This is a genomic window from Pseudomonas sp. GM74 (assembly GCF_000282455.1).
Taxonomy (GTDB): Bacteria; Pseudomonadota; Gammaproteobacteria; order Pseudomonadales; family Pseudomonadaceae; genus Aquipseudomonas.
Window position 1 is genome coordinate 1 of record NZ_AKJG01000136.1, and the last position, 1,356, is coordinate 1,356.

The 1,356-nt window shown below is 57.0% G+C and carries 1 protein-coding gene; it reads right to left on the reverse strand.

Translation table 11 applies throughout. The annotated features are described in order from the left end of the window. Nucleotides 1-252: 252 nt before the first annotated feature. Entirely contained in the window at nucleotides 253-1,278 is a 1,026-nt protein-coding gene (locus PMI34_RS04515) for an IS110 family transposase (RefSeq protein ID WP_008053122.1), read from the reverse strand. Nucleotides 1,279-1,356: the final 78 nt, after the last annotated feature.

A 1,356-nucleotide genomic window follows, 5' to 3' on the forward strand; every position in this document is an offset into this window, starting at 1 on the left:
CGCTCCCACATCTATGGATACCCCCATTTCTGCAATACTGTTTTTGATGCGTGTTTGGCTTGCTTTCATCTATCCGGCGTCTGGGTGGCGACCCTGCGCCTCGATGAGAATCGCGCCTGACGGCCCTTCATAGTGAAAAGGCTTTTTCAGCCTTGTGGGAGCCCAGGGTAGTCGTCAGGCCGGTTGGCCGTTCACGTCATCTGTTATCCAGCATCGCAAAACCAGGTGGGTGGTGCTCGGGTGACAACGAGGTCAAGCGTTCATCGCGCTTGGCCTCGCCTTGAATTCATCGTGGTGAGCGGCGATCGACCAGGCGATTCTTGCCAGTTTGTTGGCCAAGGCGCAGACCACACGGTTGCAATGATGGCGAGCCAACAACTGGCGGACCCAATCGGCCAGCGCTCCTGTCTGTCGTTCCAGCCCCATCAGATACACACGGGCGCACTGGATCAACAGCCGTCTCTGATTTCGGTCTCCGCGCTTGCTGATGCCCAAAAGTACCGTCTTGTCGCCGGTGGAGTGTTGTTTGGGCACCAACCCAATCGAGGCTGAATAGTCTCGACCGCACTTGAACTGCTGGCCGTTGCCCAACTCCGCAGCCAGGACGCTGGAGGTGATCGGGCCTACGCAAGGAATTGTCATCAGGCGAGAGGCCAGATCATCTTCAGCGGCCTGGCGCTCAACCTGCTTGTCCAGAGCCTTGACCTGCCCGTCCAGATAGTTGAAGTGGTCACGCAGCCCCAGCAGGAGTTGTTTGATCTGCGCAGAAAATGAACATTCCTCCAGCAGCGCTGGCAGTTCCTTGATGGCGTAAAAGCCAGGGGACAGGCTGATACCGACTTCTAACAGACCGGCGTGAATCCGATTGACGCTGGCCGTACGCTCCTTGATGTAGGCGTCACGTTGCGAATTGAGCATGGCCAGCGCTTGTTGCGCTTCGGTTTTAGGGGACACAAAACGCATGGTCGGGCGGCTCGCCGCCTCGCAAATCGCCATGGCATCGGCGAAGTCGTTCTTGTTGCTTTTTACGTAGGGACGCACGAGGTGGGGAGCAATGAGCTTGGGCACATGCCCCCATTTTGCCGCTTCTCGCGCCATGTAGTGGGCGCCACCACAGGCCTCCATCGCCACCGTGCACGGCTCAAGGCTGGCCAGGTGCATGGCCAGACCTGCGCGATTGAATTTCTTGTGGTAGAGCTCATGGCCGCGATCATCTTGCGCATGCAGATGGAAAGTATGTTTCCCTAGATCGATAGCGACAATAGCAACGCTGTTCATGGCAATAGCCTCCGAAAGACACCCTGTGAAAGTTTAGAAAGCGATCACAGGGTGTGAAGGGGGTAGCCATTTCATTAG

Coding starts and splice junctions, on each gene's coding strand:
- PMI34_RS04515 (WP_008053122.1), bottom strand. CDS start 1,278: ATGAACAGCGTTGCTATTGTCGCTATCGATCTAGGGAAACATACTTTC.